Consider the following 16250-nt stretch of genomic DNA (forward strand, 5'->3'; position numbering starts at 1 on the left):
ACAAAAATATCACCAAATGATTAATAAAAAAATAATTGAATCCTTATTTACACTTTTAATTATAAACATATTTATAATCAATGATTTTTAATATTTTTAGATTGTTAAAATATTTTATAATCCTTGATAGCACATATTTCAAAGAATTAGAATTTTTTAAATATCAAAATTGATAACAAATCTGACATTAAACGATTTTAAATAAATAATATTATCTCCAAAATAGAAGAATAAAAAATTTAAAAATAAAAAAGGAGTAGTTATGATTTTAACTACTGTACAAATCTGTGAATATCCAAGATGGATCATAAGCTATGATGTAGCCATCTTCACACCAGATTGACCTTACATTACCTGAAGTTGTATCTGCCACTGCTGCAGGATCACGGTTAATCCAGTTTCCCCCAGTATGCTTTTTATGTTTCAGTCTTAATCTTATATGACCTGTTCCTGAAACCCTGCATTTAACATGAACAAACAGAACGTCATATCCTAAACTTTTGGCAATACGATAATAGACCTGTCCCCAGTCCACACAGTTAGAACCCTTACCTGCCTTAGCATCAGTTATGGTTTTCTTGTCTGTTTTTTGTGAATCGAAGTATTTCAGGTACAATTTGATTTTAGCTATTACTGCTAAAGCCTCATCTATGGTGTTTCCTTTGAAGTTGAATGTTTTGACAAAGAGCTTCATTGTGGAATCATTATAATCGGGCAGTGTTGATTTTCTGTATACGATTGCCGGAAGCCTTCCATTTGCCCTGACGTATGCTTCCACCATTATGGCCATGTCCACATATTCTGCCTTGTCAATTTGAGTTCCGTCATTTAGTGTTACATAGTTTGGAAGGAAATCCAAAGATTTATTATCTTTGATTAAATCCATCACATACATTGCAACAAGTTTATTATTACCCAATTTCTTTGCTTTCTTTTCTATATCTGTGCAACTGTCTTTTAATGTTAATATCTGGTAGTAATCACGTTTTTTGTATTTCTTTTTGTTGTGGATGAGCCAGTAAGCTATTGAATTCATGGCCTGACAAAAGCTTGTCCAACTAATATTATCTTTTTTATTATCTTTCATATTATATTATTTATATATTATAGATATTATATTTATTGTAATCCTATTGCAACTTTTAATAATACAACATTGAATCATTTACTGATATAAAAACATAGATTAAAATTAAATATCTTAAAATATAAGGGAATATTATGTGCAATATAGATGAATTAAAAGACTTATTAAATGAAGGAGAAAACTTATTAAAGATTATAGAATCAAATAACTCAATGTTTAGAGATGCACCTTGTCTTGACAGAAGAAAAACTCAAGAATGGAAACTAAAAACTTTAACATGCCTTAAAAATACAATAGGAACTGAAGATGAATTATATCATGAATTCAAAAAACATACCCAAACTACTTATAAACATGAAATTGAAAAAGCAGTACCCACTTTAAAAATAATAATTAAAAATCTCGAAAGCAACCCAAAACCAAAAAATAATACCTCTAATGATGAAATTATCGAAACTATTTTAAACAGATTCCACAAAGTCGTAGTGGAATTAAAAGAATTAGATCTTGAAATTCAAAAAGAATCAGATGTTAAAAAACTATTGAAAGCATTATTAGGAATATATTATGAAAATATAAAAGTTGAAGAGCCTGTTGAATCCTATGCGGATATAGGAAGTCAAATTGATTTGTACATAAAAGACATAAACTATGGTATCGAAATAAAGCTAGCTAAAAATAGCATCCAACAAAGACAGATTGTTGAGCAGATTAATGATGATATTCAAAAATATCAAAAACTACCGAACTGTGAAAAGATATACTTCTTTATTTACAATCCAGACTTTTTAATTAAAAATCATGCAAGTTTTGATGATTTACCTCCAAAAACCGGAAATATAGAAATTACAACAATTGTAACTCCCAAATTATAATTGCATCATGCAAGAGTTAATCCAAAAATGGTATTTGGAAGCCATCCCTAAAGACTTCCAATTAATATATTCATGAATTTACAAAGGCATTGAAATCACCTTCACCTTACCATTGACAATTTCATAACCATATTTACGGTATAATGAAATGTTGCTCATTGCCCTGATGTATTCAAGCTTAAGATACTCGGGATTGTCCTTGTAGTAGGTCTGCCTTGTCTGGTCTTTTCCACGGCCATGCAATTCATCAACCAAATCCATATTCAATAAATCACCATCAAGACAGCCCTGTGTGAGATAGGTTGCGTTGAACTTTCGAAGCATGTGTGGTCTTAGCTTTGCATATCCTCCGACCTCGCCAAAACCAAGATAGTCATTCAACTGCTTGAACTTGTAGTTTACATGATTAAGCCCATATTTAAGCAAAGGCTTATTTAAATCAAAATCTTCCTGCTTTAACTTGATTTTGGCGATTTTCTGCACACACTCGGGTGTGAGGAATGTGATGTATGGCTTGTCGGTTTTCTGTCTGATTAATTTGCAGGTGCAGACAATGTTGTTTTTTCGTGAGAGATACTTCAGGGCATCCTCAAAATCATCCTTTTGATGATAGACCTGTGTTCCTTCAAAAAACATTCTGTTGGTTATAGTCTTTACTTCCGCACGGGTTGAACCTGACGAGATCATCACCATAATCCACATCTTCAGCTCATCATCTGCAAACTTCATGGCAAGCTTCAGCTCGTCTTTTGTCGGCAGATCATCAAATGAGATTATCTCATTTTTTCTAACCCACTTATTGTTAAGTGGCGGAATGAATGGCACATCCACACGGTTATATAAGTAGAATGTCTTGATTTTGGAGATTGCATTTGTAATGGTGTTTGCCAGATAGTTTTCTTTTAGGTAATTTCTAAATGAGATTATCCTATCATAGACTGATAGCTTGTTATTTGGGATTCTGTCTTCCTGTTCTGATATTGCCTCATGAAGAAGGTCGCATAGACTCATGTCATGGAAGTTTCTGTAGTTGTTAAATACTGTCATGTATGACTTTTTAGAACTGTCGCTATGACCAGATTTGAAATGAAAATCATTGATTAAATCATAGTCATTTTTAAAATTCATTATTCTCTCTCCTAAATTTTTCAGCCAAAAAAATGACCGTAGTTATAATAGTGACTAAGGTATAAAAATAGCTTATGTAACCATACGGGAACAAAATTAGGTATTCGAATACTTGGTTTGGAGGCGAAATATCTTAATAGTTAGGTCATTAAATATGATTTTAAAATTGGTTGTAGTTAATTAAATAACATGTTAACCTTAAACTGAATTAAATTAAATATGTTACATATATGAAAAAAAGAAAAAATTGGAGGAATGTGAAATTCCCCACTTACTTTTTAAATTTTATAGTTTTCTTGACTTTGTCTTTGCCATAGATAACTTGGTAGGTGTACTTCTTGTTTACTTTAAGTTTCTTATAGACACTGTTTTTGATAGTGAAAGTAGCAACACCTTTTTTGTTGGTTTTCACCTTATATGTTTTCTTGTTGAACTTTAAGGTTACTTTTTTCTTTTTAAGGTATTTGCCGTTGACCTTTTTCAAGGTCACTTTAATTTTAATGGTCTTAGCAGACCTTTTGGTCTTGACGTTTTTGGCTTTAATGATGCTTTTAACGGTAACCTTTTTGGTAATTGTTAAATCACCATAGGTTGCTTTAACAGTGTAGGCTTTTGGAGCCAGACTGATTTTAATTGAAGCATAACCATTCTTATCAGTTGTTCTAGTGTAAGTCTTACCGTTAATTCTAATCTTAACCTTTTTATTGGTTAAAGGTTTGCCATCACTTGTCAACTTAACCTTGAAGTACTTGCCTGAAGTGTAGAGCATGCTTAAGTTGGAAGCAGTGAGCTTTAATACTGGAACATGCTCTTTTACAACAACACTTGACTTGGATGTTGGAGCATACTTGCCGTCACCGGAGTATGTTACAGTGATGTTGTGTGAGCCTTCGCCCAACTCAGGAATAGTGACTGTAGCCTTACCGTTTGTCAGGTTTTGAGAGTATGGAACACCATCAACAGTAACAGTCAAAGTACCTGTAGCGTCACTTGGAAGTGAGATACTGTATTCATTGCCTGATGCCGGAATAGTGAACGCATCATCAGAAACATTAACTGACGGAGCAGTAGTGTTTCCTGTAGCATTACCAGTTGTGTTTCCAGTATAATTTCCATCAGTTATATTTCCGGTGTTATTTCCTGTTGTGTTTACCGGATTTATAACAACAACACTTGATTTAGAAGTTGGCACATATTTACTGTCACCAGAATAAGACACAGTAATATTATGAGAACCCACACCCAACTCAGGAATAGTAACAGTAGCCTTACCATTTGTCAGGTTTTGAGAGTATGACTTACCATCAACAGTAACAGTCAAAGTACCAGTAGCATCACCCGGAAGTGAAATACTATAATCACTACCATTCTCAGGAATACTGAACGCATCATCAGAAACATTCACAGACGGAACAGTAGCATTTCCAGTGTTATTACCTGCTGTTGAATTATTATCTCCACCAGTTCCATTTCCAGTAGTATTTCCGGTTGCATTTATAGGATTTACAACCACAACACTAGACTTGGAAACTGACACATATTTACTGTCACCAGAATAAGACACAGTAATATTATGAGAACCCACACCCAACTCAGAAATAGTAACAGTAGCCTTACCATTTGTCAGATTTTGAGAGTATGACTTACCATCAACAGTAACAGTCAACATACCAGTAGCATCACCCGGAAGTGAAATACTAAAATCACTACCATTCTCAGGAATAGTGAACGCATCATCAGAAACATTCACAGACGGAACAGTAGCATTTCCAGTTGTGTTTCCAGTATTATTTCCATCAATTGCATTTCCAGTAGTATTTCCGGTTGCGTTTACAGGATTTACAACCACAACACTAGACTTGGAAACTGGCATATATTTACTGTCACCAGAATAAGACACAGTAATATTATGAGAACCCACACCCAACTCAGAAATAGTTACAGTCGCCTTACCATTTGTCAGGTTTTGAGAGTATGACTTACCATCAACAGTAACAGTCAAAGTACCAGTAGCATCACCCGGAAGTGAAATACTAAAATCACTACCATTTTCCGGAATAGTGAACGCATCATCAGAAACATTGACATATGGAGCGGTAGTGTTTTCATTAGGATTAGTGTCGTTTCCAGGTGTGGAGTTGGTAGTGTTTTCAATAGGATCTGTTGTGTTATTCTCATGAATTACTTTCTCACCAACAAGAACAATGCTTTTAGTGTCAGAGAGATATTTCTCATCACCTGAATAAGTGATTTGGATGTTGTGTGGTCCTTCACTTAATTTTGGAATTACAACTTCGGCTGAACCTGCTTTAACGTTTTCACTGTATTTGATATTATCAACACTGACTGTTAAACTACCTGTTGCATCACCGGCCAACTTAACTGTAAATGTAGTGTTATCATCAGAAATGCTTAAAGCATCACCAAGAAAGACACCTATTTTAGATACAGTGAACTTAAGCTCTTTGGTTATAGAATTGTATTTATCATCTCCAACATATACAACTGAAGCAGTGTAGTTGTCTGCTTTAAGATTTGCAATTGAGATAATGTTATTTTTTGCAGTGTAGTTATTGCCGTCGACTATTGCATAGATTACACCAGTTACGTTAGTATCTATTCTGATTACTAAAGTCTCACCAACAGTAATGTTTCCAGCTGAAGCAGTTAATGCTGGAGTGAACTTTTTAACCTCAAAAGTGAACACATCATTTTGACTTGCAAATCTAGCATCACCCACATATGAAACCTCAACAGTGTAATTGCCTAAATCCAAATTGGACAATGTCTTAGTGATTGTTCCGCCATCACTGGTGAATGTTTCACCGTTTATTGTGTATGTGAACTTGTTTATGATTTGCGAATCTGCAGTGATTTTGACTTCAGCGGTTTGGCCAATGAAAATATCGCCTACAGTAACATTGATTGCATTTCTTAAAGGAGCATATGTCAATGCAGTGATGCTGTTTTCGGTTGGAACATAAATCAGACCGGAAGCATCCATGACAGGATTTCCAATAATTTTTGAGCCTAAATCTGATTTCCATAGGATGTTTCCTTCACTGTCAAGAGCATAGAAAATGTTGTTTGATCCGAAGTACACATTATTGTTAGCATCAATAAGGATTCCAGATGTTACCTTTAAATTTGAAAACTTTGACTGAGTACCATCAACAATATCATACTTATAGATAATTCCTTTAGCATTGATATGGTATAGGCCTTGATCATTGTCTAATGCTATTGTGGATCCGACTCCCCCAGTGACTTTGGTTTTCCAAACCTGCACACCATTACCATTATATGCAACAACACTGTCACTTAAAAGAGCATAAACAATATTTCCCTCACCAATGATTGGTCGAATTGGCATATAATTACCGGATTTGATTGCAAGAGTCTGCAATGACTTAGCATCAATGATTCTTAACCTGTTATCTGATACGACCACAATAATGTTCTCGTTTAAGGTTGGAGAACACAATGGCTGAGTATTACCTATTGTTACTAATGTTGGATCACCTCCTTTCTCCCACAACTTATACGGAACAATTGTGAGCTTATAGTCTTCAGAACTGAACTGATACTCGCTTACAATATATAAAGTTGCACCATCATCAACTACCGGCGCAAAGAAACTGGAACCCTGATAGATATTGGATTCACCCCACCTTTCACCAGAAGTCTGATTGATGAAGTATAATGTATCACCGGATTTAGGTGCAATGATGACATCACGGATGATTGCAATTCCAGAAAGATTACCTGCTGCAGCAGTAGATGTGAAATACCATAATTTACTAGTCTGATTAAATGCATAGATACCAGATTGAGTTGGCAAGTAAACATTACCAAAACTGTCAATCACCAAATCCCCTGATAAAGTTTCGTTAAATAGAATAGTGAAAGCGATATTTCCATTAGTTGTGGTTTCATACTGGGATTTATGAGAGTTTTGGGTGTTGAAACCTTCATCTGAAACCTGCGGAATCGGATACTCACTAACAACAAAACTGGTAGAGTTAGATACAGTGTAGTAATTGTTACCGTTGTATGTTGCAGTGTATGTGTAGCTGCCGATTTCCAAATCAGAAATGACATATGAAATCTCACCAGACATAGGAATATTGATGACATCCTCACCGATAGTGAAAGTACCAGTAGTCTTTGACGGAACAGTAATGACAATCTCAGCAAACTGACCAATCTTAATATCACTAGAAGAGATAGAAAATGTTAAATCAGCCTTTGCAATATTGAAAGTACTTGTTCTGGTCAAGTTGAAGTATGTATCATCACCTGTGTAGAATACACTGATGTTTTTATTAGACCCTGCATCAAGATTAACGAAAGTAACTTCAGCTTTACCATTAGATAATTTAGATTGGTTTGATTTACCATCAATAGTTACTGTAATATTTCCGGAAGCATCATCATTTAAAGTGACTTTAATTACTGCTACATCGCCATAAGTGATATCATCTGTTTTAATGGACATTGTAGCATTTAAATTATCCACTTCAATGAACTTGGAATCCTGACTTGTCAAATACTTGTCATCCCCATTATAAACAGCACGGATAAGATAATCTCCCCTTTTGATGTTTTTAATAGTGAAGTTTGCTTTGCAATCGGTTAATGTTAATGTTGTAGAGTTATTGTTAATTGATAAAGTAACATTACCCGTTGAAGTAGCAATTGTGGTAATTGTTACAATGACATCTTCACCAACATTAACAGTGCTTAAATTTAACTGAGTGGATGATTCATATTTGTTAACATTAACTGTTGAAGTTAACTCTTTTGAGAGATACTTCTTATCACCAGTGTATGTTACAGTAATATTGTATGTGTCTGCTTTTAAGTTTTCAAATGTGAAAGTGGATTTTGCAGATTGAATCACTTTAGTTTGTGAAAGGTTTCCAATATTAACAGTTAAATTACCTTCCGCATCACTTGGAGTGGTTACAGTGACAACTACATTATCACCAATCAGGATATCATTTGTCTCTAATGAAATGCTTGGATTGGATTTTAAAAACTTAAAAGACTTAGTGGCATTGATGTTATTATAACTAACAGTTAAAGCACCATCACTAAAAGCAGTTAAAGTGTAAACAATGCTAGAATCAATATTGACAGTACTTTGGCTTGAAACACCATTCAATGCTGTAACACCTAGATTGATATCTGGCAAGTTTGTGTATTCGTTTCCATCATTTAAATAGAAAACTGCTTTAACGTTTGCTTTTTGATTATTCTCTAAAGCATTAACATCGGAAGTTAGATTTAAAGTAATATAATTACTTAACTCTGAAGGAACATTACCCCACCAGTTATAATCCAAAACACAATCATTAATGTTACCATCAACTATTTTAGAATTGTTTAACAATATGGAATTGGTTAAAGAAGTAAATCCGTTATTGTAAACTAAAACTGCATCGTTATTTGTGAAAATACAATTGGAAATAATAAGATTGTTCTTATTTTGCTTGATGAAATTCTCAGTGTTCAAATTATCGATTTTCAGATTTTTCAAAGTGAAGTTAGCGTTACTGATAAATGATGTAGTGCCCGTTAATGTAGAATTGCCTTCTCCTTTGATTGTAACCCCATATTCAATTTGAATATCACTTTCTGAGTAATCACCATCTAACAAAATAATGTTTTGACAAACATTTGCAAGTTCTAATGCTCTTTTGATAGTGTAAACTGGTGTGTCTCTTGAAATTCCATTGTTCGAATCATTTCCATTACTTTTAGAAACGAATACATATTCCCTAGTGCTTGTTATAGTTACTTCATTGGATTTACGATTTGAAATGGTTGGAATTACATAAACATCACAAATATCATAATCACCAAAATCAACAGTGAAAACAGATGTATTCACTGTTTTTACATATTTATTGTTAATGTAAACATCATACAAGGTTTTATCTAAAATATCCTCATCATAATAACTTGGATTTTTTAAAGAAGCATTAATTTGCAATGTTGCCTGTTCCCTACCTTCACTTAATTTAGTGAGAGTTAGCTTAGAAAATACAATAGAATTACCTTCAAAATAATTATTAGAAACATTGAGGATAGTTCCATCCACATGAACCATTAAAACATCATTATGCCTAGTATGATTTATAAATGAATTATTTACAATAATTATATCGGGTGATCCATATGTAGCAACATCCATAGCTCTGATTGCAGTACCATATGCTGCAGAATTAGCAATGAAAATACTATCCAGAATAGTGAGTGAACCGGCATCCATAAAAGCTATAGCGCCACCATTTCCCAAATCGTTAGACAATTCATCAGTAGCCCAACAATTGTTACTATTATCCTTAAAAAGACAATTTTTAATATAAATATGTGGATCAGTTTGGTAGGAACATGCACCTATTGCACCACCACCTGCATTAGTAGTACAATTATTACCTACAAAAACAGAATTATATATTTGCAAATAACCATAAGTATATAATGCGCCACCATTCCAACCAGCAACATTGTCTGTAAAATTAGAATCATAGATAGTTGTATTTCCACCATTATGAGTGTGTATTGCTCCTGCCCACCAAAAAGACTTATTCTTAACAAAAGTAGTATTATAAACTGTCAATTTACCACAATTATTAATACACCCCGGTTCGGTAGATGCATAGTTACTTTCAAAATAACAATTCCTGACAATCATATCAGTGGATTTCACACTATTCGGATCATAGACACTAACTGCACCATAACCACTAGTACAATTAATAAAACTACAATTATCTAAAATAGCAGAACCTTTTTTAAGATAAACAATTGTTGCATGCCCATATTGTGAAAGGATATCTTGAAAAATACAATTTTTAAAAATATTGTTCTTTTTTCCACCCATCTGTATGAATATACCATCACGTGTTCCAGCACCTACAACAGAATATACTGACCAAATATGTTTGAAAGTGACATTTTCAATATTTAATGAAGCAGATTTTGAATTATCTTCAATTAAAAATGCTACAAAACGAATGTCTCGAACATTTTGTGGTTCATCACCAATATATGCTCCCGCACTTCCAATAATTTTCACCTTGTTTTTAATTTTAATTTGATAAATAGGATTATGAGGGTCTGAAGGGTAAAAATTAGTGTTTTCTTTTAATTTTAAAGTATAATCTTTATCATTTAAAGAACAATAGTATTGTAATTCGTTCCAATCATTTACTACAATTACACCATCATCACTTTGAATCACCTCTTGAGAAGAAGCTTGAAGAATCGAATTATCCAAATTACTATCTTCATTCATACAGTCAATATTATTTACACTTTCAATTGGAGATTCAACACTTACCGATGAAATATTATCTACAATTTCAATTGGAAACTCATCATTTATTGAGGTAATATCATCTCCAATTTCATTTGCAGATACCATACCCATACTTAAAAATAAAACAAATAACATCAAGATAAGACATTTATAATTCATAAAACAACCCCTTTCATGAAAAATAAACTTTTATGAAAATCCCAATATTTTATTTAAATATTTTAAAATAATATTAAAGAATTGATTCATTAAAGTTATAATATAATCTGTGAAAAAGAGTAATCTATTAAAAGTAAAAAAATATAAAAAGATAAATTTATTGAATAAAAAAAATAAAAAATTGAAGAGTATAGTTACTCTTCATTAAAGTGTTTTTATTTTATTCTTATTTTTATTGTTTTGCTAGATGCTTTGTAGGTTTTGTCACCTGCAAATTTAATCTTAGCTGTGTATTTACCTTTTTTGGTTATTTTTATGGTAAATTTAGCTACGCCTTTTTTGTTGATTTTTGCAGTGTAGGTTTTACCATTCACTTTAAGTGTTACTTTTTTACCAGATTTTAAGTATGTTTTTTTATCATACTGGTTTTTAACAGTCTTAAGTGTTACACTAATCTTTTTGGTTTTGGTTTTAGCTTTAAATACTTTGTTTGAAGCTTTAATGGTGGTTTTCTTTTTGGTAACTGTTAATTTTGATACTGCAATTGGTGCTGCATTATACTGGTCGTCACCTTGGAAGGATACTGCATAAGAGTATGTGTTTGCACTAGCAAAGTTTACTTGTATGCTGGCTTTTCCCTCGTTGTCAGAAGTCCTATTGTAGATTTTACCATTTATAGCAATTTGTACTGTTTTGTTAGCTAAAACATTATCTTCATTGTCTTTTAAGATTGCGTAAAACATTCCGCCTCTTTCACCTGCATTGTAGTCAACTGCAGCACGGGTGAAAGTCTGATTAACAACAAGAACTACATCTTTTTTATCAATTTGCTTAGTTAAGTTACCAATTTGTTCTTTCTGAGACTCAATAGTACTAGACTGATTATTCACAGTAGCATTAAGAGAATCAATCTCCTTAGCCTGAGACTCAATAGTACTGTTCTGAATAGCTACAGTATCAGTAAGATTACTAATCTCTTTAGCTTGAGATTCAATAGTACTGTTTAACTCTTTAATGATTTCATTGAGTTCACTGATTATGTCAACTGTAGGTGTGACATTAACTGCAACAGTGCCAGTAGATTTATTGAATTTTTCGTCACCTGCAAAGATGATGTTTGCGGTGTAATTGCCTGCAACTAAACCCTCAATTAAAACAGTAGCTTTACCCGTATTGATATCACCATAGAATTTTTTACCGTTAACATCTACTAAAATAAAGCCAGAATCAACATTAGGAATATTGACTTCGATTGTTGATGTGTTTCCTTCTTCGAATATTATTGGGTTTGCTGTGATTGAAGTTTCAACTTTAGAGACAGTGTATTCTTTGGTTGTTATGTCACTTTCGTAGTTTTTATCACCAGAATATGTGACATCGACAACGTAGTCTCCTGCTTGATTGTTTAGATTAATGGTTATTGTTTCGTTTGCAGAAATTGTATCTGCTTTTTTACCATTAATTTTAACTGTAACTTCGCCAGTAGCATCAGATGGTAAACTGATTGTTAATGTTACATCATCTTTTGTTGTGATATTTTCTACTGGTTCAACAATAACATTCATTGAAGGATTTGCTTTATTAATTGTAATTGTAGCTGTTTTGGTAATATTAGTATGGTTTTCATCTGGATTTGTTGTTACTGTTAATGTGTATTTACCTGTGTTTAATTTTGGTAAGGTTATGTTGTCTCCGGATACCGTGACTGCTATTTCAGCGTTGTTTTCATCTGTTAATGTTGCAATAACATCCCCAGTTGAGTTTTCACATACTGCATTGATAACTGCTTCTGCTGCATAAGTGAATTCTTTATCCTGAACATCTAGACTAGAGTTTGCTTTATTAATTGTTAAATCAATTGTTTTTGAAACCCATTCGTAGTTAGAACCAACGATTGTGGTTGCTTCTAAAGTATATTTTCCTGCAGATAATGAATCTAAATTAATTGTACCTGATTCACTTGAAGCAGTTGCGACTTCCTTATCATCTTTGTTTAAGACACTGACGGTTACGCCATTTGCATTAGTCACATTAAATGGAATAGCTATAACATCACCATAGGTAAATGTTGCATCTTCAATTTCAAGAACTGAATCTGCTTTATTAACTGTTACACTAGCTGGTTTGTCTAAAGCTACATATTTATCATTACCTCTGTAAGATACAGTTACACTGTAAGTTGTTGCATTTAAATTAGTGAAGTTTACAGTCATTGTTTGGTTTGCAGGCAATTCTTTAGTGTCATTACCAAATTTGATAATAACTGTGCCAGTTACATCATCAGGCAATGTGATAGATATTGTTGCATTATCTCCAACTTTAACATCACCAGTTGCAACTTCAAAAGTGTAATCACTTACTTTAGATACTGTTAAAGTAGTTGTGTTGAAACCAAATAAGTTATTTTCCGCTAAGTTAATTTCAACATCATAAATGCCTTCTTTTAAAGTATCTGATACAGTATAAACAAGTGAATCTTTGCCAATGATTTCGACTCTTTCGGATTTATTGTAACTTCCATTGGAAACTGTTACAGTAACATTAGCAGTTATTGGTTGAGTGAAATTGAATGTGATATTTTGATCTTCACCATAGTAAATACTTACTGGATTGGCAGTGATGTTTACAGTAGTGAATTCTAATTCAATTTCTTCATTATGTAATGTAGCAGTTACTTTATGTGTTGAATTGGAACTTGTGTAAATAGTCCTGAAATTACCATTAACTAAAGTAGCAGTTTGATTAATATCACCAGTAGCAGATACTAAATTAACTGTCATAGGTTGGAAGTTTTCCATTCCATCTTGGTCTTCAGTACCATTCCAAGTCAACTTACCAATAATCTCAAACTGATTATCGCCTAAATAATTCTCAGTTACTGAAAAAATAGCATACCTTGAAACTGGAATTTCATAATCTAAAACATATGTGCCACTCTCATCTATTACAAAACCACGACCAGGAGTAATATATCCCGGGACATTATTTTGACCAAACCAAACATCATTCAATGTGACATTACACGGAAGATTAATTGTCATTAAAACAGTTGCAGTAGGCAAATTAAATATACAATTTTTAAATGATAAATTAGTATTTTTTGCTTTTTTATCTGTAAAAATGCCTGTTTTAGCTTTATTACTTGAAATATAACAATTGATGAATTGACAATCATAAGATCCTCCTGTCAAAAACTTATTAGTAGTAGATGGACCTATAAAAGAACAGTTATAAAAAATACCATGATTATTAGTTACAGTATTCGAACCTGTTGAAGTACGGAATAAAGAAAAGTAAGGAGCTAAAGTTTGATTAGAATGGTCTTCAATTAAATTGTTCATTGTGAAATTTGCAGAACTTGAAACTAAACCAAAAGCCATTACAGAAGCTCCTCTAATATCATAATAATTTTTAATACGAACATCATTGCCCAAACCGTTAATAATTAAATTAGATGTATTAAATTTTAGATAGCTATCTAAATAATAGACTCCATCAAAAACATTAATTGTTACTTGACTTTTATTAATATTATTTACATAATTATGAGCTAAGTTAAAACTATTATATGGATTATCATACGATCCATTTCCACCATCATCTGTAGTATTTTGACCAACGTAAATCTCGATTGAATCATCAAAGTCATTATTATTTCTTAATAAATTATTTTCATGATTTAAATCATAATTATAATTTATATCCTCACCATTATTTTCTAAAGAAGTATTATTCAATTCAGTTGCCGAAATAACATTAACAAACATTAACAGAACGAAAATTAAACAAATTATTGAAATTACTCTAAATTTCATGAAAATCACACATTAATAATTAAAAAGGAAATAAAAAATTAAATTGTTAAATTTAGTCAATTTAATGATTTCCCAACCAAATTATGAAATGTTTAACCATAATAATCTAAATCTGGAGCATAAATTGTATCATCGCCTGTTTTAGAAGTAGTATTTGTATATGCTATTAAATTACAATTATTACTAATATAACTATCAGGATTATCTGATTGTATTAAATATATGGTATAATCGCCATTATACACAGTTACATCATTCTGATAAATGTAATAACAATGATCACTATAAGTATTTTGACAATAACTTATACCATATGCACAATAATTAGCATGATATCCTGCAGTATTATTAACAGTTATTGTATTACAATATACAGTTGCATAAGTGTCTTGTAATTCCATACCAGATACTAATGACCATTCATCACTACCTGCTTTACCAGTTACATCAATATGATTACCACAAACAGTAATGTTAGTTGTACCATAATAGTTTTGAGAGTAAATACCTAAGTTAGGACCATTATTTTTTGTAGTTAAATTGTTATTGCATATTTTTACTCCAGTGTGTGGGCCAGTGAGTTGTATACAATATGCTGCACCAGTACCATTTCCACCTACTTGACCACCAGATTTATTACCATTCATATCGACAGTGTTACTACAAATTTTTATATTATCACATGAATATACATCAATTCCATAAATATAACTGTATTGATTAGTAGCTGTTATTATATCGCTTTCATAAATATTATTTCCACGTATTTTTGCATTTGCAGATTGTGCTATGATAAATGCATCTAATGTTGGGAAACCGCCAACACGTTTGTTTCCAATTACTGTTAAGTTATTTTTATCAAATTTGAAATTATCGCATGATCCAACTGCCACGCCTGCAACAAAATCAGATGCAATAGTGCTTACAGCATACCAATCAGGTTGTTTGAGCGGTACAGTTGCATTAATCTCATTTCCATATATTGTTAAGTTTTCACTGTTCATTGCTTTAATTGCGTAATTATAGTTTGCAGCATTATCATAGCCACAGGTATAATTTATTTTATTATTTATTACAATAGTGTTACTTGCACTTTCAATATCAATTGCATAAGAATCATTATTTTGAGGAGCGTTTATAATTATGGTTGCACCATTTAAAACGATTCCATTGTGCAATAAGCCAAATCCAATATTATTAAATGTAGCTCCAGTTGCGTTAATGGTTATTGATTGATTAAAATTAAGAGTAGTATAACTACCATTACCAAAGTTTCCAACAAAAATTACTTCATCAACATTTGCATCATTAAAGACACCACCAGTAAATTTATTATTCAAATCATTTTGAGTTGTTATAGTAATTGGATTTGACCTAGCTGGTAAGGTTGGTACTTCAATCTCGCAATCGCAATTATTACAATCGCAACCACTCATGCCTCGATCTTGTTCTACTTCATCTACTGAATCTACAGTATCATCTATTTCAATGATTCCTGTATCATCAGGTACGGTAATGTTGTCTACATCTGTTGCGCTAGCTGCACTTACGCAGCAGATTAACATGACGAACATTACTAATCCTAAAACTTTGTAATTTAGTTTCATTTTTATCACTATTTTTATTATATCCGAACACAAAATTTTTTCAAGAATTTTTCGCATTCGGTTTTCTTTTCTAAAAAGAATCTCCAATTGAACTTCAATTTCTGATAGATAACATTTATCTATCATATCTGCAAGCTCTCTTTGAGCTTCTTTTCGTATTCGTAATACAAAATAAAGAAAATTTATTAATTTTTTGATTAAAATCAATTTGAGTTAATTTTACTTTAAAAAATATCAAATTTCTTTATT

Annotated in this window: 6 protein-coding genes; 1 reads left to right on the forward strand and 5 read right to left on the reverse strand. The window is 32.1% G+C overall.

What is annotated here, in order from left to right:
• Positions 1-268 precede the first annotated feature (268 nt).
• Complete coding sequence (locus ACKI3D_RS06360) at positions 269-1087, reverse strand: Sec7 domain-containing protein (RefSeq protein ID WP_407393038.1); 819 nt, start codon at positions 1085-1087, stop codon at positions 269-271.
• 134 nt (positions 1088-1221) lie between these two features.
• Here ACKI3D_RS06360 and ACKI3D_RS06365 point away from each other — a divergent pair, with 134 nt between their 5' ends.
• On the forward strand, positions 1222-1962 hold the full coding sequence (locus tag ACKI3D_RS06365; protein ID WP_407393039.1) for a hypothetical protein: 741 nt from the start codon (positions 1222-1224) through the stop codon (positions 1960-1962).
• A 78-nt stretch (positions 1963-2040) separates the two neighbouring features.
• Here the strand turns inward: ACKI3D_RS06365 and ACKI3D_RS06370 are convergent, their stop codons facing one another.
• The 4 genes from ACKI3D_RS06370 to ACKI3D_RS06385 all read right to left on the reverse strand — a co-directional run bounded on the left by ACKI3D_RS06370 (position 2041) and on the right by ACKI3D_RS06385 (position 16001).
• Positions 2041-3090, reverse strand: a complete 1050-nt coding sequence (locus ACKI3D_RS06370; RefSeq protein WP_407393041.1) for a hypothetical protein — start codon at positions 3088-3090, stop codon at positions 2041-2043.
• Between the two features lie 271 nt (positions 3091-3361).
• Positions 3362-10579, reverse strand: a complete 7218-nt coding sequence (locus ACKI3D_RS06375; RefSeq protein ID WP_407393042.1) for an Ig-like domain repeat protein — start codon at positions 10577-10579, stop codon at positions 3362-3364.
• A gap of 215 nt (positions 10580-10794) precedes the next feature.
• On the reverse strand, positions 10795-14394 hold the full coding sequence (locus ACKI3D_RS06380; RefSeq protein WP_407393044.1) for a hypothetical protein: 3600 nt from the start codon (positions 14392-14394) through the stop codon (positions 10795-10797).
• Positions 14395-14486: 92 nt separating this feature from the next.
• On the reverse strand, positions 14487-16001 hold the full coding sequence (locus tag ACKI3D_RS06385) for a hypothetical protein (protein ID WP_407393046.1): 1515 nt from the start codon (positions 15999-16001) through the stop codon (positions 14487-14489).
• Positions 16002-16250: the final 249 nt, after the last annotated feature.

Source organism: Methanobrevibacter sp., assembly GCF_045586545.1.
Classification (GTDB): Archaea; Methanobacteriota; Methanobacteria; order Methanobacteriales; family Methanobacteriaceae; genus Methanocatella.